We start from the raw sequence: 24,872 nt of genomic DNA on the forward strand, positions 1-24,872 counted from the left end.
GGGAACGTGCGCAACCTGCTGCCGTTGATCGGTCCGACCGGCTCACACCCGGGCGGCCGATCCGAGATGACCTGTCGGTTCCGCTGTGGTGACGCCTGCTTCCACCCGGCGCCCAACACCAGCGCCAACGAATACGTCGGCGACGTCATCGCCGGAGCGCTCAGCCGCCGTTCCATGATGCGGGCCGCGGCCGCCGTGACCGTGACCGCGGCCGCCGGAGGGGCGGTCGTCGGCGCCGGTGCGACGCCCGCCGCCGCACAGTCGGCCGAGGGCGCTCCCGCCGCGTTCACGAAGGACAAGGCGGCCCGCGGCCTGCGCTTCACCGCCGTCGCGCCGAACACCGCCGACGCCGTGACCGTCCCCGAGGGCTACGCCCAGAACGTGGTCGTCCGCTGGGGCGAGCCCATCCTGCGCGGCGCCCCGGCCTTCGACCCGGACAAGCAGACCGCGAAGGCGCAGGCGGGCCAGTTCGGCTACAACTGCGACTTCCTCGCCCTGCTCCCGCTGCCGGGCGAGCGCGGCCGCCAGGTGCTCGTGGCGAACCACGAGTACACGGACGAGATCCTGATGTTCAGGGGATACGACGCCGCCAACCCGACCCGCGAGCAGGTGGAGATCGCCTGGGCCGCCCACGGTCTGGGCGTCGTCGTGGTCGAGGAGGACCGCAGGAGCGGCAAGCTCACCGTCGTCCCCCGCCACCACCTCAACCGCCGCGTCACCGCGACCACCGAGTTCAGGGTGACCGGCCCGGCGGCCGGCTCCGCCCTCCTTCGGACCTCGGCCGACCCGACCGGCAAGAAGGTCCTCGGCACGCTCAACAACTGTGCCGGCGGCGAGACCCCGTGGGGCACCACGCTGCACGGCGAGGAGAACTTCAACCAGTACTTCGCCAACGCGAGCCGGCCGACGGACGCCCGCTACGGCATCGGCACCGGGGCCAGCGAGCGCAAGTGGGAGCGTTTCGACAAGCGCTTCGACGTCGCCCAGGAGCCGAACGAGGTGCACCGCTTCGGCTACATCGTCGAGCTGGACCCGTACGACCCCACCTCGACGCCCCGCAAGCGCACCGCGCTCGGCCGGTTCAAGCACGAGGGCGCGACCATCCGCCTCACGGACGACGGCCGCCCGGTCGCCTACTCCGGTGACGACGAGCGCTTCGACTACATGTACAAGTTCGTCGGCAGCAAGCGGATGCGCCACGGCAACAGCCGGTCCGCTCGCGAGCACAACATGACCCTCCTCGACGAGGGCACCCTCTACGTCGCCAAGCTCACCGGCGACTCCCCGGCCATCGAGATCGACGGCACCGGCAAGCTCCCGGCGGACGGCGAGTTCGACGGCAGCGGTACGTGGATCCCGCTGGCCACGGCCACCGCGAAGGGCGCCGTCTCGCACGTCCCGGGCATGACCGCCGAGGAGGTGTACGTCTTCACGCGGCTCGCCGGTGACAAGGTGGGTGCCACGAAGATGGACCGCCCCGAGGACATCCAGCCCTCCCCGCACACCGGCAAGGTGTACGTCGCCCTGACGAACAACACCAACCGCGGTGTCGGCTCGAACGCCAAGGCGGACGAGGCCAACCCGCGCAACGCCAACAAGCACGGGCACGTCCTGGAGCTCACCGAGCGCCGCAACCGTGCCGACGCCACCAGTTTCGCCTGGTCGCTGTTCCTCGTCGCGGGCGACCCGAAGGACCCGGCCACGTACTTCGCGGGCTTCCCGAAGGACAGGGTCAGCCAGATCTCCTGCCCGGACAACGTGGCCTTCGACCCGCACGGCAACCTGTGGATCTCCACCGACGGTGCCCAGCTCGGCTCCCACGACGGCCTGTTCGGCGTGGCGACCAAGGGCGACCGGCGCGGTGAGCTGAAGCAGTTCCTGACCGTGCCGAAGGGCGCCGAGACCTGCGGCCCCATCGTGCAGGACCGCCGTGTCCTCGTGGCGGTGCAGCACCCGGGTGAGATCAGCGGCGCGACCGTCGAGAAGCCCGCGAGTGTCTGGCCCGACGGGCCCGGCAAGATCGTCCGCCCGTCGGTGGTGGCGGTCTGGCGCAAGGACGGCTGCGACATCGGCGTCTGAGACGTCCGCCAACGCCACAGACGCGGCGGGCGATCAGGCGTACGCACGGTGCTGGGGCGCCCTACTTGGAGGGGCGCCCCATGCCGTTGCCGGGCCGTGTTCTGTCTTCAGCTCTGTCTTCAACGGCGCCGGCAACCGCCTGTTTGTCAGGGGCGCGGGGAACCGCGCGCCCAGCCCCCACCCACCCGCACACGACTCACGAGCTGACGGCGGTCTCCCACAAGCCGGCGGCAGCCACCCGTCACACACCCACCCGATCCAGCCACTCCCGGTACCCCGGCGCCTCCCGGGCGACCTCCGCGTACGCCTCCCACAGCTCGGGATAGACGCAGTCCAGCTCCCCCTCCGTACGCGCCGCGAGCAGCAGCCGCACGCCCAGCGGGTCCCCCTGGATCCGCCGCACCGCCATCTCGGGGCGGGGCTGGCACGTCGGCTGGCACACGGTGACGACCTCGCCGGTGGCGACCAGGGACGCGGCCGTGTGGTAATCCCCGTGCAGCACCCGGGGGCTGAGGCCCGCCGTCCGCAGCATGCGGTGCACGGCGTCCCACTCGCCGTCGACCGACGGATCGATCATCCACCGGTCCTCGGCCAGGTCGGAGAGCTGGACCTCCGGGCGTCCGGCCGCCGGATGGTCGGCCGGCAGCGAGACGAACTGCGGCTCGCGTTCGATGAGGACGCGCAACGCCAGCCCGTCCGGCACGCGCAGCGGACTGCCCTCCACCTCGTGCACGAAGGCCACGTCGAGCCGTCCGTCGGCGAGCATGCGCAGCAGGGCGTTCGGCGAGACGTCCATCTGGAGGACCGGCTCCCGCTGCCGTGCGCGCAGCCGGCGCAGCCAGCCCGCGAGGGCGCGGCTCGCGGTGGAGCCGATACGGAGCTGGGGCCCGTCGGCGTCGGTGGCGGCGGCCCGCGCCTCCGCCACCAGGGCGCGCATTTCGGCCACGAGCGGGCGGGCGCGGCCGAGGACGACGAGACCGAGCGGGGTCGGCCGGCAGCCGGTGCGTTCGCGGAGGAAGAGGGGGCCGCCGAGCTCCTGCTCGATGCGTTTGAGCTGGGTGCTCAACGAGGGCTGGGCCACACCGAGCTGGCGGGCGGCCCGGTGCAGGCTGCCGGTGTCGGCTATGGCGCACAGTGCGCGGAGGTGCCTCACCTCGAGGTCCATGCCGTCGGAGCCTAAGGCGGAAGTACAGCTTTCACCAGACGCACAAACCTCATCCAAAAGAGGCGAGTTGGGCGATCGGTTCCGGGCCGATAGGGGTGTCCTATCGCCAGTTGGCATCATCACAGCCGCCTCACAGGCGCCGACACTCACCGGTGACGACTTCACCCCCCACTCAAGGAGTCATCGATGCGACTGTCCACTCCCATGCTCTCGCTCGCGGTGGGCCTCGGCCTCACCGGGGCCGCGCTCGGCAGCGTCCCGGCCGTGGCGGCCCCGGCGCCGGACCCGGTGTCCGCCGCTGCCGCAGCGGGCTACAACGGCTCCGGTGAAGAGGCCAGAGCCAACCGGGCCTTCTTCGACGCCGTGCTGGAGTCCGTGGCCGAGAAGCGGGCCGCGAACCCGGCGGCGGCCGCCGTCACCGTCGTCTACAACGCCTCGGCCGCGCCGTCCTTCAGCGCCCAGATAGCCCGCAGTACGCAGATCTGGAACAGCTCCGTCTCGAACGTCAAGCTCCAGGCCGGCTCCCGCGCCGACTTCACGTACCGCGAGGGGAACGACTCGCGCGGTTCGTACGCCTCGACGGACGGGCACGGGCGCGGCTACATATTCCTCGACTACGCGCAGAACCAGCGGTACGACTCCACGCGCGTGACCGCTCACGAGACCGGCCACGTGCTCGGTCTGCCCGACCACTACTCCGGGCCGTGCAGCGAGCTGATGTCGGGCGGCGGGCCGGGTACGTCCTGCCGGAACGCGAACCCCAACGCGCAGGAGCGGGCGCGCGTGAACCAGCTGTGGGCCAACGGGCTCGCGAAGGCGCTGGCGAAGGTGAACCAGGACTGATCCACCACCGGGACCGTCGGGTCCCCCTCCGGATGTACCACCCCACCCCCCACTGACGTGGGCCGTCCCTCCTGCACAGGGGCGGCCCACGTCGCGTCAGGGGTTCTTGTGGAGGGTCAGGTCCACGACGAGTGCCCGGTGGTCGGTGTCCCCGAGGTCCAGGAACCGGGTCCTGGTGGCCGAGAAGCTCCGGGACACGAGGACGTGGTCGATCTGGGTGCCGAAGGCCGGGGCCGTCAGGGCGGGCCAGCTCGGAGTGCGGGTGTCGCCGGTGAGGCGGGCGCCGTCCATGAAGCCGGTGTCCAGGATGCGGCGGAAGGCCGCGTGGTCCTGGGAGGCGTTGAAGTCGCCGGCGACGATGGTCGGGCGGGCGACGTTCGCGGCGGCGTAGTCGCGGAGGCCGGACAGCTCCTTGCGCCAGGTGCCCAGGTGGGACGGGAGCGGCGGCATGGGGTGGGCCAGCTGGAGACGGATCGCGTGGCCCTTCACGTCGGCGGTGGCGCCGGGCATGCCCAAGGTGGCGGGGATGCCCTTCGCCGGTGTGAGGGGGTGACGGCTGAGGATGACGGACCCGTCGGATCCGGTGCCCTCGACCGCCTGCCGGTAGGGATAGAGCCCCTTACCCTTCCCGTTCCCCTCGGCCTTGCTGCTCTTGCTGCTCTTGCCGAAGGCCTGCTCCAGCTTCTCCTCGCAGGTGCGCTCGCACTCCTGGACGAAGACAAGATCGGGCCGCTGTTTCCCGACCGCCTCGATCAGGGCGTCCGTCGCCCGGCCGAACTCGACGTTCGAGGTGAGGACGCGGATCTCGGCGGCCGGTACGCCCCCGGGCTCCATCGTCTTTCCGTACGGCTCGATGTACCAGGCGATCACGGCGAGGGCGGCCACACCCCAGACGAGTCCGATGCGCCAGCGGGAGAGTGCGGCGAAGACGAGGGCGACCGCGGTGGGGGCGAGGAGCCAGGGCAGGAACGCGAGCAGTTGCGGTACGGGGGTGACGGCGTCGGTGTCGGCGATGCGGCAGCCCATGACGACGCTCACGCAGAGCAGCAGCAGCGCGGCGAACCACGCGCCCGCCCGTGTGCCGCCGTGCCGCGACACCGGAATGTCCTCGTCCTCGGTCCACTGGCCCGCCTCGGCCGTCGCACTGCGCACGCCCACCCCTCCCACCCCGTCAGTCCCTCCCACCCCGTCCATCTGCATGGATCCTCCCTCAAAGACGGAGGGAGCGTGACAAGGGTTGCGCGAGAGGGCCCCGTCAGGGGTCACGGAGCGCCCCCGGCGCCCCTCCCGTCAGAGCCGGGCCAGCAGCCCTGCCAGGGCCTCGTTGAACTCCTCCGGCTGTTCCAGGTTCGGCATGTGCGCGGCGTTGCGGACGACGTGGAGGACCGAGTCCGGAACGGCCTCGTGCATGGCCTGCGCGTCCGCCACGGGGGTGTACTCGTCGTCCTCGCCCACCACCACCAGCGTGGGGACCGTGACCCGGGTCAGGAGCTCGCGGTAGTCGGGACGCTCCGCGCGCCCCCGCAGGGCGGCCGCGGCCCCCTCGACGGGCGTTCCCGTCATCATGCGGCGGACGTGGGCGGCCACCTCCGGGCGGGCGTACGGGGCGACCATCTTGTGGAGGACCTCGTCGGCGTACCCGTCCATCCCCTCGCGGAGCAGACGGTCCGCCGTCGCGTTGCGGGACACCTTTCCGGCCGGTGTCTCGGCGGCCGGAAAGGTGTCCGCCAGGACCAGGGCCCGCACCCGCTCCGGGAACAGGCGGTAGCACTCCATGGCGATCTGGCCGCCCATCGAGAGGCCTGCCAGGGCGAACTCGGGTACTCGGAGGTCGTCGAGGAGTGCCGCGACGTCCTCGGCGAAGACGGAGAGCGGTGTGATCCCGGGGACCACGGGGGACGCGCCGTAGCCGCGGAGGTCCGGGGCGATCACCCGGCGGGCCGGGGAGAAGGCCGCCACCTGGGGAGCCCACATCGTGCGGTCGAAGGGATGGCCGTGGATCAGGACAAGGGGCACAGCTGTGGTGGCTTGCACGCCTTTGTCCTCGTATGCGAGGAAGGGAGCCATGAAACGGACCCTAGATCGAGGCAACTCCTCGGTGCAATAGGATCTTTGCTCTCGGTGCAATCCAGGGAGGGGTGGGCGTGGAGGACTACCGGCGTATCGCCGACCGGCTGGCCGAGGAGATCTACTCGGGGCGGCTGAAGGCCGGCGAACGGCTGCCGCCGCAGCGGGTGTTCGCCCGGCGGCGGCGCATCGCGGGATCCACGGCCGGACGCGTGTACGGGGAGCTGGTGCGGCGCGGACTCGTCGTCGGCGAGGTCGGGCGGGGCACCTTCGTGCGCGCCGCGCCGGTGCCGTCCGGCCGGGCCCTCGCCGAAGCCACGAGCGAGGCGGCCGTCAACCTGGAGCTCAACTACCCGTCCGTGGAAGGCCAGTCGGAGCTGCTGGCGGGCGGACTCGCGCCGCTGTTGCGGACCGACGTGCTGAGCGAGGCCACCCGTACCGTCCCCGCCACCGGGACCGCCCCCGCACGGGAGGCCGTCGCCGGACTGCTGGCCGGGTCGGGGTGGCGGCCCCGCCCGGAACAGCTCCTCTTCGCCGGGAACGCGCGACAGGCCATCGCGGGCGTCCTCGCCTCGCTGGTACGGCCCGGCGGGCGGGTCGGCGTCGAGGCGCTGACGTATCCGCTGGTCAAGGAGATCGCGGCGCGGATCGGATGCCCGCTCGTCCCCCTCGCCACGGACGAGGAGGGGCTGCGGCCCGACGCCGTCGTCGCCGCCCACCGCGCCGCGCCGCTCTCCGCCCTGTACGTCCAGCCGACGCTGCACAATCCCACCTCGGTGACGGCCGGTGACGCACGCAAGCGTGAACTTGCCAATGTCGTGCGGGAGTTGGACCTGCCCGTGGTGGAGGACCGCATCTGGTCCTTCCTCCACGCGGAGGGCGTGCCGTTCGCCGCCTACGCTCCCGAGCGCGTCCACGTCGTCGACGGCCTGTCGAAGCGTGTCGCGCCCGGACTGACCGTCGGCTTCCTCGTCGTGCCCGAGGAACGGGTCGACGCGGTGGCGGGGGCGCTGCGGTCGGGAGGCTGGACGGCGGGGCGGTTCGCGCTGGAGGCGGGCACGCGGTGGATCCGGGACGGGACGGTCGAGACGCTCGTCGGGCAGAAGCGGGCGGACGCGGCCCGGCGGCAGCGGATCGTCGCGGAACTGCTCGGCGGATTCGCGGTGCGGGCCGATCCGTACGCGTACTACGCCTGGTGGGAGCTGCCCGCGCCCTGGCGCGCGGACACCTTCACGGCGGCCGCCGCCGCGCGTGGCATCGCGGTCACTCCCGGGCCCGCCTTCGCCGTGGGGCCGCAGGGCGCGCCGGACGCCGTCAGGCTCGGGCTCGCGTCGGTTCCGGTGCCGGTGCTGGGGCAGGCGCTGCGGACGCTGCGCGACGTCGCGCGCGGTGGTCGGTGAGCCAGGTCGCCAGGGCCACCGTGAGCCCGAGGGCGAGGATGAACCAGGTGGCCGTGCGCAGGGTCGAGGTGAGGGCGTCGTAGACCGCGCCCACCGCCGCCCGGGAGACGTGCGGGGGCAGGCCGGCGAGGGTCAGGGCCCGTCCGGCGACCGTGGCGAGGGCCAGCAGGGCGGCGCCCAGGGCCAGGCCGAGTGCCGTGGCCGTGACGGCGCGGCGTCTGCGTACCGCCAGGAGGATGCCGCCGGCGGCCAGGGCGACGGCCGTGAGAGGAAGCCAGAAACCCGCGACCTCCAGCATGTGGAACCCCTTTCGCAGGGAGCTCAGCTCCTGGGCCCGAAGGACCGTGACCTCGGTGTGCTCGACGGGGATGCGGTTCGCCAACGGCACGCGGTCGTCGGCGAGTTGCGCCTTGAGCCGGGCCGTGACCGGCGCCAGGTCGAGGGTCACGGCACCCTCGCTGTCGCTGCGCAGGGCCCGCAGGACGGCGTCGTGGGCGGCCCGGTTCGCCGTGTTCCAGGCCGCGCGGAAGGCCTCCGTACCCGTGAAGGACCGCACCGCCCTGCGCACGTACGCGCGGACCTCGCCCTCCAGCGGCCCGACCACCTCGACCTCGCTCATGATCCCGTCGGTGACCGTGTCGGCGATCGCGCCCTGCACGTCGGGTCCGGCGGCGAGCGGCGCCATCGTCTCGACGTACCGCCCGGTGTCGCCGATCTCGTACTTCGCCCACGCCGAGAGGCCGCCCAGCGGCACGAGGACGCAGGCGAGCACGATCAGCACCGCCGAGAGGACTTTCCGCACCCCTCAAGGAAGAACCCCGGCCGTGCCCCACGCCATCGGGGCACGGCCGGGGTGACTGCATCCGGACGCGGATTGCGTTCTTTCGGGGGACCCGCGGGCCTTCGGCCGCTCGGGCCCCGCCGGGTCACTTGCGGTTGTAGAGCCTCATCGTGACCGGGCCGAAGACGGCGATCAGCACCGCGGCCCAGCCCAGCGACCACGCGATCTCGGTGGTCGGCGAGGAGCCGTCCATCAGGCCGCGCACCGCCGAGGCGAGGTGCGTGACCGGGTTGTTGTTGACGAAGGCCTGCAGCCAGCCGGGCATCGTCTCGGGGCGGACGAAGATGTCGCTGAGGAAGGTCAGCGGGAACAGGATCATCATGCTCACGCCCATCACGGACTTCTCCGTGCGCAGCAGCAGGCCGAACATCGTCCACACCCAGGAGAAGGCGAAGGAGAAGACGATCAGGAGGAGGACGCCGCCCACCACGCCCCGGACACCGCCGTCCGGGCGGAAGCCCATGATCAGCCCGACCGCCAGCATCACGACGGACGCGATCGTGTAGCGCAGGGCGTCCCCGAGCAGATAACCGACGAGCGTCGACGGACGCCAGATGGGCAGTGAGCGGAAGCGGTCGAAGACACCCTTCTCGATGTCGATGTTGACCGCGAGACCCGTATACATCGTGATCATGGTGACGGACATGACGAGGATGCCGGGCAGCAGGTACTGGATGTACTCCCGCGGGGAACCGGCGAGCGCGCCCCCGAACAGGTACGTGTACATCAGCACCAGCATGATCGGGAACGCGGTCACGTCGAAGAGCTGCTCGGGGACGTGCTTGATCTTCAGCATCGCCCGCCAGCCGAAGGTGAGGGACGTCTGCAGCGCGTTGGGGCGCGGTGGCCGCTCGCCGGAGACGAGGACCTCGGCCAGGCTCTCGGCGCGGACCGGCGCGAGGTCCGCGGCGTCCGCGGTGGGGGTGGACTTGGTCGCGGTGCTCATGCCGTGGCCTCTTTCTTCTGCTGCGACTCGTGCCGCGTCTCGGGCTGTGTGTCGGACGGCGTCTGCGGGTGCTCGGACTTTCCGGTGAGGGCCAGGAACACCTCGTCCAGACTCGGCTGGCCCAGGGAGAAGTTGTCGACGGTGATGCCCGCTCGGGCGAGTTCGGCGAGGGCCCGGGACGCCTTCTCGGCGGCCCCGCTCCCGTTCCGGCCGCTGTTGCCGACCCGGGCGGTCAGCGCCACCGGGTCCGGCTCCAGCTGGACGTCGGCGTCCAGGGCCTGCCGGAGCAGCCGCTCGGCGTCCGGGCGGCGGTCGGCGTCCCGCAGCCGTACGTGGACCGCTCCCGCACCCACCGACGCCTTCAGCTCGCCCTTGGTGCCCTCGGCGATGACCTTGCCCTTGTCGATGACCGCGATCCGGGCCGCCAACTGGTCGGCCTCGTCGAGGTACTGGGTCGTCAGCAGGACCGTCGTCCCCTGGGCGACGACCGCCCGCACGATCTCCCAGACCTGGTTGCGGCTGCGCGGGTCCAGACCCGTCGTCGGCTCGTCCAGGAACAGCAGGTCGGGTGTGTTGAGGATGGACGCGGCGATGTCGATGCGGCGCCGCATGCCGCCGGAGTAGTTCTTCACCTGCCGGCCGGCCGCCTCCGACAGGCCGAAGGCGTCGAGCAGCTGGGCCGCGCGGTCGTACGAGGCCTTCTTGGCGTGGCCCGTCAGGCGAGCCAGCAGCACGAGGTTCTCGGTGCCGGTCAGGTCCTCGTCCACCGAGGCGTACTGGCCGGTGAGGCTCACCCGGCTGCGGACCGCGTCCGCGTCCCGTACGACGTCGTGGCCGAAGACGCGGGCCTCGCCGCCGTCGGGACGCAGCAGGGTCGCCAGCATGCGCACGGTCGTGGTCTTGCCCGCGCCGTTCGGACCGAGGAGGCCGTAGACCGTGCCCGCCTCGATGCGCAGATCCACTCCGTCGACCGCGCGGTTGTCGCCGAAGGTCTTCACCAGGCCCGCCGTCTCGATGGCCGGCCCGGTCCACTGGTCGGTGCGCTTGCTGCTCGTCATGTCGGTCCGCCCATTCGCGTCGTTCACGTGGTTGCTCGTCGCCTGCCCGTGGCCCTGCCGGTGTCCTCCGAGATCCCCCGCCTCGCTGCCGGGGCCCCTCAAGGGTGCGTCCGCCGTCCCTGAAGGGCATCGGTCCGGCGGCGCGGTTTTCGATCCGTCTCGGGATGTAGACCTCCGACGGTTCGAAAACTCATCGGCCGGACGGCGGGAGATGTGCGCGGGGCCCGTGACGGCGGTGCCCGACGGGCCTCCGGTGGAGGGTTCACCCGAACGGGTGTTACCTGGTTCTGGGGAATGGAGGCCGATCATGCGTGTGACCCCGGCTCTGCGGACCCTTGGAATCGCCCTGGTCAGCGGTGGTGTGCTGGCCGTCGCGGCCGCCGGTACGGCGACCGCGGGAGACTCCCGCGGCTTTGGCCACGACGACGGGGAACCCGTGTGGGGCACCGTCGTCTCCCGCGGCGAACTGAACCTGCGGGCCCACCCCGACACCGGCTCGGCCGTCCTCGGGCGGCTCTCGCCCGGCAGTCAGGACCGGGTCGCGTGCGCCACGACCGGATCGCGGGTCTTCGGCGACCCGTACTGGTACTGGCTCGTCGGGGCGCGGGCCTGGGCGAGTGCCGCGTTCGTGGACATCGGCACGGCGGGGGTGCCGAAGTGCTCCGACCCCTGCGAGGGGGACTGGAAGGACCGGTGGCACGACACCGGGAACTGCAACGGCTGCGACGAGGGTTCCTGGAGCTCCACCGGCTCCTGGACCGCGTCCGGAACGTGGAGCTGGACCTTCTCCGGCTCCTGGGACGCCTCGGGCTCGGGCTGGGAGTGGGTGCCCGGCAGGCGGTGAGTCCGAGGACGACGGGTCGTCCGGGACGGGGAAGTGGTGGGTGAGGCCCGGACGCCCGCGCGGTTCCGGGCCCCGGCGAGAAGCCGGGGCCCGGAACCGCTTTCGTGCGGCCTCTACCGCTTTCGTTCGCCGGGCGCCGGTCAGTCCTCGGTCGTGTAGAAGCGGTAGAACACCACCGCGAACACGCCCGCGGTGACGACGAGGGACAGGCCCGCGGACTTGAGGACGCTGGCGTCCGACAGGCTGTAGAGGAAGCCGAACGAGATGCCCGCGAAGGCCGCCCACGCGAACGCGTGCAGTTCGCGGGGCAGGCGCGGCGCGAAGGTGTGGACGCCGTACATCACCCCGGCGAACACGAGGGCCGACACCACGCCCAGGAGGACGTTCCAGCCGGTGATCGGGCCCGCGTGCCGGTCGATGCCGGAGGTCCACAGGCCGTAGACGACGCCGGCCAGCGCGGGGACCGCCAGTTTCGCGGTGACCGCGGGGATCGCCGACCGCTTCGTGGCCGGCGCGGGTGTTGCGGGTGCCGCATGAGCCATGACAGCACTCCTCTCTTTCCTCGCCCCCGCTTTCCAGAGCACACCTGGGGGAGTGCCCCGGCAAGTCGGTGGGGGCCGCGGCCCCGTCTGCCAGGGGCGCAGCCCCCGCCTTTGAGGGGCGCGGGGAACCGCGCGACCGTCCCCCACGCACCCGCACCCGACACACGAGCCGCCAAGAACCATCCCGGCGTGCGCCAAGCACCCGCCCATGCTTCGCTGGGCGAGTGAGCGGCACGGACCCGCGCAGCCGCGCCGGGCGGCAGCAACTGCTCCGCGTGCGCGGGCGGAGCGTCGCCTGGGTGCCGCCCCTGCTGCTGCTCGTCGCCATCGCCGCGGTCGACAGCAACACCTCGGGAGAGTTCAGGATCATCTCCTGGATCGTCCTCGTGCCCGGCATCGCGGCGGCGATCTGCGGGGTCGGGGGCACGGCAGGCTTCGCCGTGCTCGCCCTCGTCACGTACATCGAGGTGGACGCCGCCTGGCCGCACCAGGACCAGACCGGGCTGCCCGACTTCATCCTCGTCGCGGTGGGCGGGGCACTGGCGACGACGGCGTGTGCCGTGCGGGTGCGGGAGGAGCGGCGGATGCTCCACATGCAGGACGTGGCCGACACGACCCGCCGTACCGTGCTGCGCCCCATGCCGTCCCCCTGGGCCGGGCTGGAGCACGCGGCCGTGTACCTGGCCGCCGACAGCGAGGCACGCGTCGGTGGCGACTTCTACGACATCCAGCCGGGGCCGTACGGCACGCGGGTGCTCCTCGGGGACGTCCAGGGCAAGGGCCTGCCCGCCGTCGCCGCGGCCGCCGCGCTGCTCGGCACGTTCCGCGAGGCCGGCTTCCACGAGGCGTCCCTGGCCGCTGTCGCCGAACGGCTGGAGGTGCGGATGGGCCGCCACCGGCAGTACGTGACGGACCTGGGCGAGGACCCGGAGGGGGAACCGGCGCGGGGCGTGGAGCGCTTCGCGACCGCGCTCCTCGTCGCGTTCCCGCCGCCGGGCGTCCCCGGAGGCCACATCGAGGTCGTCAACTTCGGGCACGAGCCCCCGCTGGTGGTCGGGCCGTCCGGGGTGCGGGTCCTGCCGCCCGGTGACGGCCTGCCGCTCGGTCTGGGCGGTCTTGCCGGGCCGGACTCGGGAGTCCCGCCGGTCCGCCGGGTGCCCCTCGCCCCCGACGAGACCCTGCTCCTCGTCACGGACGGGGTGACCGAGGCCCGTGACGCCGACGGCGTCTTCTTCCCCCTCCGCGAACATGTCGTCCGCGCCGTCGCCGCCGACCCCACGGCCGCCCGCCCCCGCCACCTGGTGGAGCTGGTCCGCGAGGGCACCCTCCGCCACAGCACGGACCGCCTCGCGGACGACACGACGATCTTCGCGGTGCGGCAGGCGCCCGCCGGGGCGCACCAGGGGCCCGGTGAACCGCCCGACCGGCCCGGAACACCCCGCGAGGGCTGAACAAACCGGCATCACCCGCCCTCTATCGCCCCCACCCCAACCCCCTTTGCACCCGCACCGGTTACGGTGCTGACCGTGGTGATCCAAGGGCAGGAGACAACGGCGATGCCAGGAACCGTACTGCTGCTCGCGGCGTCGCCGACCGGCAGGAGCTGCCTCGTGGACGCCGCGTCCGTGCTCCCCGTGCTCGCGGCGGTGGCACCCTCCGTCCTCTCCGGCACGGACACCGCGAACGTGGTCGAACTCGCCGACCCCCTGGAACCGCAGGCGGTCCTCACCCGGCTGCGCGCGGCCGCGACGGCCCCCGGCCCGCTCACGGTCTTCCTCACCGGGCAGCTCCAGCTGGACCGCCGCCAGCGGCTTCCGCACCTCGCGCTCGCCCGGACGACCCCCGCGACCGTCCGCTACACCGGCTTCCCGTGGCACTGGATCCCCGAAGAGCTCCGCCTGCGCACCCCGGGCACCACGACCCTGGTCGTCGACCTGCACGCCGACGCGGAGACCTGGCAGTACCTGGCCACCCGGCCCCTCGCCGTGGGACCGGGCGCCGCGCTGTACGGCCGCGTGGCCCCGCCTCCCCCGCGGCGCGCGGTTGCGGTGCCCACGTACATGAAGTCCCTGGCCACGATCCTCCGCAGTGGTCACCGCCCGCCGCTCGCGCAGCTCCACCAGCAGGCACTGACCCGGTCGTACGGCGAGGACCCGGACGCCGCCCGCCGAGACCTGCTGCTGACGGTCGATCCCGCGAACCCGGCTCCCGCAGCCGCCTGGACGGCACCGGCGGCCCACCCCACATCGTCCGCCGAGCCCGTACCCGTACCCGCACCTGCCGCCGCACCCGCATCCGTGCCCGTGGCGGTGGTGGTGCCCGTGGAGGTGCCCGCGCCCGTCCCGCCCGCCGACCCGCACGCCGAGATCGCCGCCGCCGTGCAGGGAGGGCGTCACGCCGAGGCCGTCGCGCTGGCCGAGCGGTGGGAGCGGGCGGCGCTGCGGACGCACGGGCCGGGCGCCGACGAGGTCGTGCACTGGATGGAGGTACGAGCGGATCTGGCCAAGTTCGCGGGCGACGCCGAGCTGAGCTGCCGGATCTGGCTGGCCGTGGCCGACGCACGGCTGACCGCGGGGCAGCCGGCGGACGCGCCCGGGGTGGAGGCGGCCGTCGACCGGGCGCACCACCAGTGGGGCCGTATCGACGACTCGGCGCGGGCCCGTGAGCTCGGGCCCGCGCTGGCCGACCTGCGTCTGCGCGTTCCGGGGCGTCGGCAGGGCGCGCTGGACGACGTCCAGCGGCACCTCAGCCGGCTTCAGGCGCAGGTGTGACGAGGCTGAGCCTTTCCTCGTCGACGGAAGCCGCCGGGGAGCGCACTTCCAGGTACTGAGTGAATCAAGCCAAGATCACGAAATGGTGTGCCCCGCATCAGATTTCTCTCAGAAATCCCTATGCGGGTAGACCGGGTGCGACGCGGCGGGCGGACCACCCGGGTCAGTCCGCGCGCAGCAGGTAGCCCGCCCCGCGCACGGTCCGTATCAGCGTCCGCCCGGGGGTGCCCAGCTTGCGGCGCAGATAGTAGACGTACGTGTCGACGCTGCCCGGGCCCTCGGCGCGGTGGTTCCAGACGCGCTCCTGGATCTGGGCGCGGGTCAGCACGCGGCCGGGGTTCTCCATCAGGTAGCGCAGCAGGGCGAACTCGGTGGTGGTGAGACGCACGGGGGTCCCGCCGGACCACACTTCGTAGGTGACGGCGTCCAGCAGTACGTCGCCGGCGCGCAGGGTGCGGTGTTCGGCCGAGCGGTCGGCGGTACGGCGCAGGAGGGCGCGGATCCGTGCCGCGACCTCCTTGAGCTCGAAGGGCCTGGTGACGAAGTCGTCGCCGCCCAGGTCGAGTCCGCGTACGCCTTCGTCGACGTCGTCGCGGCCGGCGAGGAACATCACCGGCATGGTGTGCCCCCGGGTCCGCAGCGTCCGGCAGACGTCGAAGCCGTCGAGGCCGGGGAGGCCGACGTCGAGCAGCACGAGGTCGGGTCTGTGGTGGGAGAGGGCTTCCAGGGCCTGGTGGCCGGTGGCGGCGGCGGTCACCCGGAAGCCGAGGAACTCCATCGCCGTGGTGAGTTCACCGCGGGCGCCCTCCTCGTCGTCCACGACGAGGAGATGGGCGGGGGCCGCGGAGACAGGGGCGGTCATGTCCTGTTCCTTCGCTGTACCGGCCGTGCGGGTGGGGACGATTGAGGTTTCAACATCGCTGGTCGCACATCGTCACACGTACCGGCAGGTAGTGGGTAACACCTGCTACGCGGCAAACGGAGCCGGAGCGTCCGACGGCGGTGCACCCCGGGCCGGCGCGCGCCGGGGTGCCCTCGACGTGACGGTCCGGGGCGCCCCCTCCGTGACGTGTTTCTTCAAGACCGGGGTCCGTGGGCGCTCCTAGACTCGCGGCATGGCCGATATTGATCTGCTTTCAGGTGTTCTGTCCAAGACCGGTGACCTCATCGAGGGCGTGGAGGCCGGACAGCTCGGTTCGCCGACGCCGTGCGACGAGTACGACGTCGGGACCCTGGTCGGCCATCTCGTCGGCTGGCTGCTGCTGTTCGAGGCCCGCTGCAACGGCCGCGCGTACGACGCCGACCCCGCGCGGCACAGGTGCGGGGCCGACCCCGCAGGTGAGTTCCGCGCCGCCGCGTCAGGGCTGGTCGCCGGGTGGGAGAAGTACGGCTTCGACCGCGAGGTGGCCCTGACCGGTGCGAGCGGGCTGCCCGCCGCCATGGTGTTCGACATGGCGCTCATGGAGTTCACGGTCCACGGCTGGGACCTGGCGGTGGCCACCGGCCGGCCGGTCCCCTTCACGGAGCGGGAGGCGGCGGAGGTCCTGGCCCGCGCCGAGGTCACGCTGCCGCCGCGGTACCGGGGCGAGGGCATGTCCTTCGGTGACATCGTCCCCGTGCCCGGGGACGCGCCGGCCGTGGACCGGCTCGCGGGCTTCCTCGGACGCGATCCGGCCTGGCGGGCGTAGACGTGGGCGACGGCTGGACGCCCGGGGCCGGCGGCGCGGTGAGGCGGCTCCGCCCGGTGGGGTGTGCGCGGGGAGGCGGCTCCGCCCGGTGAGGCGTGCGCGTTCGGAGCGGTGGATGCGGTTCAGAGCGGTGGGTGCGCCGGTGCCGGGCCCAGTGTCGTCGTGCCGGGCGCGGTGCGGTGCCCGAGTCCCGTGCGGTACGCGTCCAGGGCCGCGTCGATCCGGCCCGTACGCCGGAGCAGGTCGCCGAGCAGGCGGCACAGATCGGCCAGATCGCCCGCCGCGCCCGCCCGTTCGAGGAGGCTGAGGGCACGGACGTAGTGCTCCTCGGCCGTCTCGGTGTCCCCGGCGTCGTCCGCGATGATGCCGAGCAACCGGTGCGCGGCCGCGGAATGGACGGCCCCCCGCTCCGAGTTGAGGTCCCCCAGCACGCCGTGGAGCAGCGTCGCCGCCTCCTGCGACTTCCCGCGCCGGTGGAGCACGTCCGCCAGTTCCACCGCGACCTGACTGGTGTAGAGCGCGGCGCGCTGGACGGAATGCATCTCCAGCGCCTCGCGCAGCTCGGCCTCCGCCCGCTCCAGGTCGCCGTTCTGCGCGTACAGGTAGCCCCGCATCCAGTGGCAGTTCGCCAGCTCGGTGCGGATCTGGAGCTGCCGGTACAGCTCCGCCGCCTTTCCCAGGGACGCGTCGGCCTCGGCCATCCGCCCCTCGGCGATCATCGTGCGGGCGACGGACCGGTGCATACGGGCCAGCAGCGCGGGATCGCCGACCTGTGGGGCCAGCGCGAGCGCGAACTCGGCGGCCTGCGCGGCCCGCGCGTGCGCTCCCATGTCCATGTACGGGGCGATCACCGCCGCGTAGAGCAGCAGCAGGGCGTCCGGGTCGTGCAGTCCGCCCCGGTTCAGTTCGTCGAGCGTCGACTCCAACAGGTAGCAGGCGTACCGGAGTTCGCCCGCGAGGTAGTGCGAGACCGCCCGGCCGCGCAGGGCGGGGACCCGGACCGGCAGCGGGGCGTCCGCCAGCCGCTTCTCCGTCTGCTCGAACCGCATTCGGGCCGTCGCCAGGTCGCCGGTGTCCAGGGCGCACTCGCCGAGCCCGAGGAGGGCCGCCGCGCACTCGGCGTCCAGCCGGTGGGCCTCGGCCTCCGCGAGCAGCGCGGTGTACTGCTCGGCGGCGATCTCCGCCTCTCCGGTCGCCAGGGTCCGCTGGGCGTCCGTGAGCCTCAGCCGCAGGTCGGTGGCCAGGTGGGCGGGCCGCCCGGTGGCCAGCTCCTCGTACGCGACCCCGAGCCGCTCGGCGATGTGCCGCAGGGCCTCCTCGGAGGGCCGTACGCGCCCCGCCTCCAGTGTGGAGACGTAGGCGGGGGTGTAGGCGGGTTCCGCCAACTGCTTCTGTGTCAGCCCGCGTTCCGTACGCAGTTGCTGCACTCTGCGCCCGATGATTCCCGGGTCGTCGCGCTCGGCCATGGCGTAAGCATGCCAGTAAGGCGACTTACACCCGTCTGCTATCCAACTTCCTCTTGAAAAGGGGGAGTTAAACAGCCCCGGCGGCAACCCGAACGGCTCAATGCGGCCCTTGCCCCGAAGGCGAACACGCCCTAGGTTAAGCGGCGCGTTAAACGCACGATGACGCACATTTAATACGCTGGCCTACGTTGACGATGCGAGGTTGCCGCCGTGTTCCGACGCATTGCCGCGCGTTACATCCCGGCTCGGTTCATCGCCGCGCTGGGGGCTGCCGTCATCGCGTTCTCCGCGCTGATCAGTGCGGCGAACGCGATTCCCCAGTAGGAGCTCCGCCGGGCGCTTCGGTTCGCGTCCGCGAGCCGAAGGGGGCTGGGCGCGCGGTTCCCCGCGCCCTTTCCCCGTGCCCGCCGCGGGCGCGATGCCCTTGAGGGGCGCCGCGCCCGTCGACAGGTCTCTCCTGGCCCATCCGCGGGTCCCGCACAGAAGTACCCGATAACCTGCCCGAACGTACGAACGGGTGAGGCGGGGCGGGAAGCAAGGCGCGTGGAGAACCGACGGAGTGTGGCCGACGGGGCCAGGGTGGCGGCCCGTGCCCTGGTGTACGCGGTGGTCGGCGGGGTCGCGCTGATCACCATCGCCACCGTCGGGTCCGTGCTCGGCCCGATGGTCGCGCTCGACCTCGCCACCCCGGCGATGGCCGCCTGGTGGACCGTGTTCACGGCCGTCGTCGTACAGGGAATCCCGTTCCTGCTGCTGGGCACGGTCGTGTCGGCGGCGATCGGGGCGTTCGTGCCGGAGCGGGTCTTCCGGCGCGTGCTGCCGAAGAACCCGGCGCTGGCCGTGCCCGTCGCCGGGGCGGCCGGGGTCGTGCTGCCGGGCTGCGAGTGCGCGTCCGTACCCGTGGCGGACAGCCTGATGCGGCGCGGGGTCGCTCCGGCGGCCGCCCTCGCCTTCCTGCTGTCCGCGCCCGCCATCAACCCGGTCGTCCTCGTCGCCACCTCCATCGCCTTCCCGGGGGATCCGGCCATGGTCGGCGCCCGCCTCGTCGCCTCGCTCGCCACCGCCGTGGTGATGGGCTGGCTGTGGGTGCGGTTCGGCAAGGAGGAGTGGCTGCCTTCCGTACGGCGCGCGGGCCGGGGGCCGGCCGCCCCCGGCGGATGGCGGGGCTTCAGGGACGGGCTCCAGCACGACTTCCTGCACGCAGGCGGCTTCCTCGTCCTGGGGGCGGCCGCCGCGGCGACGTTCAACATCCTGGTGCCGCGGTCCGTGCTCGACGTGTTCACCGGGTCGCCCTGGCTGTCGGTGCTGCTGCTCGCGGTGCTCGCCGTCGTGCTGTGCGTGTGTTCCGAGGCGGACGCCTTCGTGGCGGCCTCGCTGACCGGGTTCTCCCCCACGGCCCGGCTGGCCTTCATGGTCGTCGGACCCATGGTCGACCTGAAGCTCATCGCCCTCCAGACGGGCACCTTCGGGCGGGCGTTCGCGGTGCGGTTCTCCTCCGTGACGTGGGTGGTGGCCGTGGCGAGCAGCGTGCTGGTGGGCTGGTGGCTGCTGTGAGCCCGCGAATACGTCTGCGCCCCCAGGGCGTGCTGCTGCTCCTGTGCGGAGCGGCGCTGCTCAGGATCGCGCTCTTCAGCGAGCTGTACCTGCGGTACGTGAAGGAGGGGCTCCGCCCCTACCTCGTCGTCTCCGGCGTGGCACTGATCGCACTCGGCCTGGTGGGCCTGCTCGCCCGCGACCACGACCACGCCCACGACGAGAAGACCACCCACTCCCCGGCCCCGGACGACGGCCAGGATGATGACCACGTCCCGTACAACGGCCAGGACGACGGCCATGACCTGGACGAAGGCCGTGACCAGGACCAGGACCACCGTCAGGACGAGGACCACAGCCAGGACCACGGCCACGACCACGCCCGCAATCCGCGCGTCGCCTGGCTCCTCACCGCTCCCGCCCTCGCCCTCCTCCTCTTCCCCCCGCCCGCCCTCGGCTCGTACAGCGCGGAACGCGAGGAGGCGAGGGTCGCCGCGCAAGGAGCCGGCACCTTCCCCGAGCTCCCCGCCGGGAACCCGGTCGACCTGACCCTCGGCGCCTTCGCCTCCCGGGCGGAGTGGGACACGGGGGCGTCCCTCAAGGGCCGCACGGTCCGGCTGACCGGCTTCGTGACCCGTGCCGACGACGGCACCTGGTCCGTCGCCCGGCTGCTCGTCACCTGCTGCGCCGCCGACGCCCAGGCGCTGAAGGTGGAGATCCGCGGCGCGGACGCCCCGGCCCCCGACACCTGGGTCACGGTCACCGGAACCTGGCACCCCATGGGAGAACCCGGCTCGGACACGGCCCGCCCGGTCCTGGACGCCGTGTCGGTGAGAAGGACGGGGGCGCCTTCGGACCCGTACGAGAAGCGGTAGGCCGTCCCGGCCGGCGACCGGGCTCACCCCGGCGCTGAGCCCCGCCCCCTCACCCAGTCCTGGGGGAGCCAGCCCAGTGGGGGTGTCTCCGGGTTCGTGGGGCCCGTGCGGGCCAGGAGGACGGCGACGTCGTCCTCCGATGTGGACGGGTCCAGGTGGGTGATGACCGTGTCGAGGAGGGTGGGGAGGGGCGCGGCCGGGTTGATGGGGAGGGTCGCGAGGGCGTGGAGGCCGGTCTCGATGTCGCGGTCGCGGCGTTCGACCAGGCCGTCGGTGCACAGGAGGAGGACCGAGCCCGGCGGGACGGGGACCGTGGTGGCCGAGAAGGAGCCGAGGCCCACGCCCAGGGGCGGGGCGACGGGGAGGCTGAGCAGGGTCCGGGTGCCGTCGGGGGTGACGAGGAGCGGGGGGACGTGGCCGGCGTTGGAGAAGGTGGCGCATTCCCGGCGGGGGTCCAGGAGGGCCAGCAGGCAGGTCGCCACCCGGTCCAGCTCCAGGGTGAGCGCGGTCCGTTCGGCCTGGAGCAGGATGAAGTCCGGGGTGCTGCTCTGGACGGCCAGGGTGCGCAGGACCGAGCGGTACTCGCTCATCGCCGCCGCCGCGCGGACCCCGTGGCCCATGACGTCCCCCACCACCAGCAGGGTCCGGCCGTGCGGAAGCGCGAGCGTGTCGAACCAGTCGCCGCCCACCTCCGCCCCCGAGCCCGCCGGGAGATAGCGGCCCAGGGTCTCCACACCGGGGCCCGTCACCGTGGGTGCGTTCAGGAAGGCCCGCTGCATCTCCAGGGCCGTCTCGTGCTCGCGGGTGAAGCGGACCGCGTGGGCGATGCCCGTGGCGGCACGGGCGGTGAGGTCGCCCAGCAGCTCGACGTCCGCGTCGGTGAGCCGGGGGGAGTCGCCGGTGCGGAACACCATCACCGCGCCCACCAGTTCCTCGTGGACCGTCAGGGGCAGGAAGATCCCCGAGTGCGCCCCCATCCGGAGGTAGTGCTCCTTGCGTTCGGCCGACGGTGAGAACTGACGCATGGCCTCGTCGTCGGGGTGGCTGAGGACGAGCGGCCGGCGGTCGGCCAGTACGCGGGCCATGGGGGATTCGGCCCGGTGCACGACGAACTCGCCGAGGAGGCCGAGCGGGGAGGACACCTCCGCCAGGTCCGGGGTGGTGGCGAGCGCGATGCGGCGCAGACGCAGCGGATAGCGGTCGGAGGGCACCCGGGGGGTGCCCTCCGGGTCCACCACGTCCACCGCCGCGTAGTCCGCGAAGCGCGGCACCAGCAGGTCGGCCAGCGCCTGACAGGCCTGGCGGAGGTCGAGCGTCGCGCCGGTGCTGCGGTTCGCCTCGTCGAGCAGCGCCATCCGGTTGCGCGCCCGTACGAGGTCCTCGCGGCCGCGCAGCGCGTCGGTGACCTCCAGGAGGACTCCGGCCACGCCGAGGACCTCACCGGACGGCGCGGACAGCCGGTGGTAGGCGCCCAGCCACCAGCGGTTGTCCCGCGCCGTGTCGGCCGGGGTCTGCCCGCCGACCGTGATGACCTGCGGAACCCCTGTCCGCAGCACCTGCCGGAGCAGCTGCTCCGAGGACTCCAGGCCCGGCAGTACGTCCCGCAGCCGGCGGCCGATGTGCTCGGCGGCCGGGACGCCGTTGAGGAGGGCGAGCGCGTCGTTGAGATAGAGGTAGCGCAGCTCGGTGTCGAGGACGGCGATGCCGGCCGGGCAGCCGTCGAGGAGCCGCCGGGTCAGCGTCAGCTCGTCGAGCAGCCGCTCCGCGGGTTCCCGCACCCCTTCGGCACGGTGCACCGCGTCGGCGAGTGCCGCCAGCTCCGCCTGGGTCAGCAGGACGCGCGGTGTGGGCTGGACCTGGTCACCGGGCACCCTTCCACGGCACCACGGCGCCTTCCTGCCCACCAACGGGCGGGTCTGTCCGGGTGACCGCGGGCGCGGGCACCGCCGACTCCGGGGCCCGGCCTCCCGGTGAGCCGGCCAGCTGCCAGATGTCCTTCGTCTCCAGCGCCGCGTACTCGGCGGGCGGGAGCGTGCCGGTGAGGCCCGCGACCCGGGCGGGCTTTCCGCCGCGTTCGGCGAACAGGGCGAGGGTGAGGGCGAGTCGCGGCGAGTGCACGCTCTGCCACACCGTCCGCGTGCCCGGCCCGCTGCCCGCGCCCGCGGAGTGGCTGACCGGCTGGTCGGGCACGGTCGCGGCCGGCACGTACGCGCTGTCCGGTGCGACCGGCGGCGCGACCTGCTCGTTCAGCAGCTCGGTGATGAGCGCCGCCTCCTTCTCGTGCATCGCCGTACGCGTCTTCGGACGCGCGGTGTGGACCGTACGGCCCGCCCTGGTGATCTTCGCGACCGTGTACGGGGTCGCGTGCCTGCCGCCGGCGGCAAGGGTGGCGTACGCGGAGTTGAGGCGCAGCGGCGTGGGCGCCATCTCCTCGGCGAGGCTGCCCAGCGGGCCGTCGCGCCGCATGCCCTTGAAGGCGAACGGGTCGAGGACCGTGCCCGCCTCGACCGCCCCGTCGACGGCGTCGTTGAACGGCTGGTGCGCGTAGTCCGACCCGCCGTACAGCACACGGACCGCGCCGTCACCGGGCACGGTCGCGACGACGGCGGTGTGCAGCCGGACGCCCTTCACGTCTGCGGGCGTCCGCTCGCGCACCAGCTCCGCCGTCTCGTCCTGGAGGCCGAGGTCGAAGGTGGTGTGCACCTTGTAGCCGCCGCGCGCCAGCTCGTCCTCCGTGATGCCGAGCCGGTCGGCGGCCTCGGCGGACGCCGCGTCGATCAGGTACTGGCGCTGCCCGTCGGTGCCGCCCGGCGGATAGAAGCGGAAGGCGGGGAACCGGGCGGCCGTCCGCTCGCGGCCGCTGATCGCGCCCGAGTCCGCCATCGCGTCGAGCACCCACGCCCAGCGGCGCTCCAGCGTCCCCGTCACCTTGGTGTCCGCGCCCGCCCGCTCGTAGTACGAGGGCAGGTTGAGGATCGCCGCGAGGGCCGCGCCCTGGGAGACGGTCAGGTCCCGCGCGCCGACGCCGAAGTAGTTCCGTGCGGCCGACTCGACACCGGCGGCGCCGCGCCCGAAGTACACGGTGTTGAGGTAGCCGGCCAGGATGTCGGCCTTGGACCGCGTGCGGTCCAGCTTCACGGCGATCAGTGCCTCGTGCGCCTTGCGTTCGAGGGACTGCTCGGGGGTCAGCAGGGCGTTCTTCACGTACTGCTGCGTGATCGTGGAACCGCCCTGGCGCTCGCCGCCCGTCACGGCCGCGAGCGCGGCCCGCAGGATCGCCGTCGGGGCGACCCCGGAGTCCGTACGGAAGGAGCGGTTCTCGGCGGCGATCACGGCGTCCTGGACATGCCGCGGGACCTGCCGGAGGGGGATGTCCTGGCGGTCGACCGGTCCTCGGCGGCCCAGGTACTCGCCCTCGGCGTCCACGAAGACCGTGCTCTGGCTGACGGTCTCGGGGTGCGGGTCGGGGATGCCGGTCATCCGGTACGCGACGACGAGCGCGGCGCACGCCGACAGGAACAGCGCCAGCAGCGCGGCCAGGGCGCGGCGCAGGCGGCGGACGCGGGTGCGGCGCAGCCGGAGGCGGGCCCGCCGGAGGCGGGAGCCGACGCCGTGCAGCCGGTCACGGGCGCTCATGAGGGGGTGTCCGTCCGGGCGAGGATCTTGCCTGCGGAGTCGTAGGCCTTCACGGTGACGTCCTTCAACGGCTGCTGTGTGTCGGGGAGTTGGGAGTCCGCGTACCAGGCCGACCAGCCGGGCGCTCCCGCCAGGGTGAGGACACGGGCGGTGAACGTGCCGTCGGGAGTGGTCAGTTCGACGCGGGACGCCTCGCGGGTGCCCCGGTGGACGCCGGAGAGGAACAGCCGTTTCCCGGCCGTGGGGGCCGACCGGACGGTCAGGGCGGGGCCCTCGCCCTCACCCGCGCCGCGGAACTGCTTCGGCTGCCGCGGTGTCGACCAGTGCGTGCCGTCCTTGGTGAGCCAGAACTGCACACCGGGTGCGGCGCTCACGCGTTCGCCGGGCGTGACGACGCGAACCGCCGTCCTGGCCGGGGGAGTCGAGCCGTCGCCGGACCCGCCGGCCGTGCCGCGCACGGCCCCCACGACCAGGGGCGCGAGGAGCAGGGCCGCCGCCGACGTGAGCAGGGTCGTGGTGCGCCGGCGCCGGCGGCGGCGCGTGCGGCCCGCCGCCTCGACCTCGGCGACGGGGACCGGCCGGGACACGGGCGGCCTCCCAGCGTGGGGAGCCTTGCCGTGTGCCGGATGGGCGCGCAGGGCCTTCTCCGCCCGGCGTCCGACCGCTTTGACCGCCCCCGGCGAGGAGTTGAGGAGCGCGGCGATCTCGCGAGGGGACAGACCGTCCCAGTGCCGCAGGACGGCAATGGCCCGTCGCCGGGGCGGAAGGGCGGCGAGCACCTCGGTGAGCGGGTCGAGCGGGTCGGGGACGTACGGCTCCGGCGCCTGCCCGGACCGGGCGAGCGGCCGGGGCCGCCGCCGCGTGAAGCCACGCACCAGAGCCCGCCGGACGTAGAACTCCGCGTCGTCGCCCGGGGTCCGGCGCCGTGCGTACACCTCCGCTAGGGCCGCTCTCGCGTGTCTCTCCGCGTCGGCGGCGTTCCCCGTGAGCAGACGGGCCGTACGCGTGAGCCGGGGCCAGTACGCCCCGGCACGGGCGGTGAAGTCGTCGTCCATGGTCAGTCGAGCGCGCCGGTGCGCGCCACTCCCTCCGGCTCAGACCTGTGTGGTGCTTGTGCT

21 protein-coding genes are annotated in these 24,872 nt (G+C 73.1%); 9 read left to right on the forward strand and 12 right to left on the reverse strand.

Translation table 11 applies throughout. The features are described from left to right. Positions 1-6 precede the first annotated feature (6 nt). The gene (locus O1Q96_RS02180) at positions 7-2,079 is read left to right on the forward strand and encodes a PhoX family protein (RefSeq protein WP_269246588.1); all 2,073 of its coding nucleotides are present in this window, start codon (positions 7-9) and stop codon (positions 2,077-2,079) included. 241 nt (positions 2,080-2,320) lie between these two features. On the opposite strand, the gene O1Q96_RS02185 is transcribed toward O1Q96_RS02180, so the two are convergent. Beyond that, the gene (locus tag O1Q96_RS02185; RefSeq protein WP_269246589.1) at positions 2,321-3,244 is read right to left on the reverse strand and encodes a LysR family transcriptional regulator; all 924 of its coding nucleotides are present in this window, start codon (positions 3,242-3,244) and stop codon (positions 2,321-2,323) included. Between the two features lie 186 nt (positions 3,245-3,430). Here O1Q96_RS02185 and snpA point away from each other — a divergent pair, with 186 nt between their 5' ends. Beyond that, complete coding sequence (snpA, locus tag O1Q96_RS02190; protein WP_269246590.1) at positions 3,431-4,087, forward strand: snapalysin; 657 nt, start codon at positions 3,431-3,433, stop codon at positions 4,085-4,087. Between the two features lie 96 nt (positions 4,088-4,183). On the opposite strand, the gene O1Q96_RS02195 is transcribed toward snpA, so the two are convergent. After that, positions 4,184-5,239, reverse strand: coding sequence for an endonuclease/exonuclease/phosphatase family protein (locus tag O1Q96_RS02195; RefSeq protein WP_419586413.1), 1,056 nt, complete (start codon positions 5,237-5,239; stop codon positions 4,184-4,186). 138 nt (positions 5,240-5,377) lie between these two features. Continuing rightward, positions 5,378-6,154 (reverse strand): alpha/beta fold hydrolase, encoded by a 777-nt coding sequence (locus tag O1Q96_RS02200; RefSeq protein WP_269246591.1) that lies wholly within the window; start codon positions 6,152-6,154, stop codon positions 5,378-5,380. A gap of 77 nt (positions 6,155-6,231) precedes the next feature. Here O1Q96_RS02200 and O1Q96_RS02205 point away from each other — a divergent pair, with 77 nt between their 5' ends. Beyond that, entirely contained in the window at positions 6,232-7,554 is a 1,323-nt protein-coding gene (locus O1Q96_RS02205; protein WP_269246592.1) for an aminotransferase-like domain-containing protein, read from the forward strand. Here O1Q96_RS02205 and O1Q96_RS02210 read toward each other — a convergent pair. The 3 genes from O1Q96_RS02210 to O1Q96_RS02220 all read right to left on the reverse strand — a co-directional run bounded on the left by O1Q96_RS02210 (position 7,469) and on the right by O1Q96_RS02220 (position 10,399). Next, complete coding sequence (locus O1Q96_RS02210; RefSeq protein WP_269246593.1) at positions 7,469-8,356, reverse strand: hypothetical protein; 888 nt, start codon at positions 8,354-8,356, stop codon at positions 7,469-7,471. The two genes, O1Q96_RS02205 and O1Q96_RS02210, sit on opposite strands and share 86 nt — an antisense overlap. 124 nt (positions 8,357-8,480) lie before the next feature. Then, positions 8,481-9,341, reverse strand: coding sequence for an ABC transporter permease (locus tag O1Q96_RS02215; RefSeq protein ID WP_269246594.1), 861 nt, complete (start codon positions 9,339-9,341; stop codon positions 8,481-8,483). Further along, entirely contained in the window at positions 9,338-10,399 is a 1,062-nt protein-coding gene (locus O1Q96_RS02220; protein ID WP_269246595.1) for an ATP-binding cassette domain-containing protein, read from the reverse strand. The genes O1Q96_RS02215 and O1Q96_RS02220 overlap by 4 nt, the downstream gene beginning before the upstream one ends. 307 nt (positions 10,400-10,706) lie before the next feature. On the opposite strand from O1Q96_RS02220, the gene O1Q96_RS02225 reads away from it, so the two are divergent. Next, complete coding sequence (locus O1Q96_RS02225) at positions 10,707-11,243, forward strand: SH3 domain-containing protein (RefSeq protein ID WP_269246596.1); 537 nt, start codon at positions 10,707-10,709, stop codon at positions 11,241-11,243. Between the two features lie 140 nt (positions 11,244-11,383). Here O1Q96_RS02225 and O1Q96_RS02230 read toward each other — a convergent pair whose 3' ends face one another. Further along, entirely contained in the window at positions 11,384-11,785 is a 402-nt protein-coding gene (locus O1Q96_RS02230) for a hypothetical protein (RefSeq protein WP_269246597.1), read from the reverse strand. 224 nt (positions 11,786-12,009) lie between these two features. On the opposite strand from O1Q96_RS02230, the gene O1Q96_RS02235 reads away from it, so the two are divergent. After that, positions 12,010-13,236, forward strand: a complete 1,227-nt coding sequence (locus O1Q96_RS02235; RefSeq protein WP_269246598.1) for a PP2C family protein-serine/threonine phosphatase — start codon at positions 12,010-12,012, stop codon at positions 13,234-13,236. Between the two features lie 105 nt (positions 13,237-13,341). Continuing rightward, positions 13,342-14,556: a hypothetical protein gene (locus O1Q96_RS02240; RefSeq protein WP_269246599.1), complete on the forward strand. Its 1,215-nt coding sequence runs from the start codon at positions 13,342-13,344 to the stop codon at positions 14,554-14,556. Positions 14,557-14,719: 163 nt separating this feature from the next. Here the strand turns inward: O1Q96_RS02240 and O1Q96_RS02245 are convergent, their stop codons facing one another. After that, positions 14,720-15,418 carry a response regulator transcription factor gene (locus tag O1Q96_RS02245; RefSeq protein WP_269246600.1) on the reverse strand — a complete coding sequence of 233 codons (699 nt, stop codon included), beginning with the start codon at positions 15,416-15,418 and terminating at the stop codon, positions 14,720-14,722. A gap of 253 nt (positions 15,419-15,671) precedes the next feature. On the opposite strand from O1Q96_RS02245, the gene O1Q96_RS02250 reads away from it, so the two are divergent. Continuing rightward, complete coding sequence (locus tag O1Q96_RS02250) at positions 15,672-16,244, forward strand: TIGR03086 family metal-binding protein (protein WP_269246601.1); 573 nt, start codon at positions 15,672-15,674, stop codon at positions 16,242-16,244. A gap of 122 nt (positions 16,245-16,366) precedes the next feature. Here O1Q96_RS02250 and O1Q96_RS02255 read toward each other — a convergent pair whose 3' ends face one another. Beyond that, positions 16,367-17,710 (reverse strand): helix-turn-helix domain-containing protein, encoded by a 1,344-nt coding sequence (locus tag O1Q96_RS02255; protein WP_269246602.1) that lies wholly within the window; start codon positions 17,708-17,710, stop codon positions 16,367-16,369. A 543-nt stretch (positions 17,711-18,253) separates the two neighbouring features. On the opposite strand from O1Q96_RS02255, the gene O1Q96_RS02260 reads away from it, so the two are divergent. Beyond that, positions 18,254-19,264, forward strand: coding sequence for a permease (locus O1Q96_RS02260; RefSeq protein WP_269246603.1), 1,011 nt, complete (start codon positions 18,254-18,256; stop codon positions 19,262-19,264). A gap of 8 nt (positions 19,265-19,272) precedes the next feature. After that, positions 19,273-20,118 (forward strand): TIGR03943 family putative permease subunit, encoded by an 846-nt coding sequence (locus O1Q96_RS02265; protein ID WP_419587034.1) that lies wholly within the window; start codon positions 19,273-19,275, stop codon positions 20,116-20,118. A 23-nt stretch (positions 20,119-20,141) separates the two neighbouring features. Here the strand turns inward: O1Q96_RS02265 and O1Q96_RS02270 are convergent, their stop codons facing one another. The 3 genes from O1Q96_RS02270 to O1Q96_RS02280 are packed head-to-tail and all read right to left on the reverse strand — an operon-like array spanning position 20,142 to position 24,809. After that, the gene (locus O1Q96_RS02270; RefSeq protein WP_269246605.1) at positions 20,142-21,989 is read right to left on the reverse strand and encodes a SpoIIE family protein phosphatase; all 1,848 of its coding nucleotides are present in this window, start codon (positions 21,987-21,989) and stop codon (positions 20,142-20,144) included. Then, positions 21,979-23,754, reverse strand: coding sequence for a transglycosylase domain-containing protein (locus O1Q96_RS02275; RefSeq protein WP_269246606.1), 1,776 nt, complete (start codon positions 23,752-23,754; stop codon positions 21,979-21,981). The genes O1Q96_RS02270 and O1Q96_RS02275 overlap by 11 nt, the downstream gene beginning before the upstream one ends. Next, the gene (locus O1Q96_RS02280; protein ID WP_269246607.1) at positions 23,751-24,809 is read right to left on the reverse strand and encodes a sigma factor-like helix-turn-helix DNA-binding protein; all 1,059 of its coding nucleotides are present in this window, start codon (positions 24,807-24,809) and stop codon (positions 23,751-23,753) included. The genes O1Q96_RS02275 and O1Q96_RS02280 overlap by 4 nt, the downstream gene beginning before the upstream one ends. Between the last annotated feature and the right edge of the window lie 63 nt (positions 24,810-24,872).

It is taken from the genome of Streptomyces aurantiacus (assembly GCF_027107535.1).
Taxonomy (GTDB): Bacteria; Actinomycetota; Actinomycetes; order Streptomycetales; family Streptomycetaceae; genus Streptomyces.